Here is a 242-nt window from a genome sequence, read left to right as displayed (position 1 = left end):
AGCTAAAGCTGGTAAAGAAGCAATTGCCTCATTAAGTCCTAAAGTAACTCTTCGTTATTCAGCAACACACAAGGATAAGCAATATCCAATGCTGTATGAATTTGGACCGGCTCAAGCATACCAAGCTCATATGGTTAAGCATATTGAAACTCTTGGAACAGAAGTAAACACGAATGGTAATGTAGCTTTTGTTCAGTTAAAAGAGAAACCTAAGCCAGTCGGTAATTCACTTCAAGCCAAAG

At 38.4% G+C, this 242-nt stretch carries 1 protein-coding gene; it reads left to right on the top strand.

Annotated elements, in window-relative coordinates:
* A partial coding sequence (locus AC2FA3_RS15545) for a hypothetical protein (protein WP_490510379.1) occupies positions 1–242 on the top strand: 242 nt, incomplete at both ends.

The organism is Janibacter sp. CoH_79_TC_3, assembly GCF_058197955.1.
Note: the sequence above shows the minus strand (reverse complement) of the source record. Positions and strands in the feature narration are given on the sequence as shown.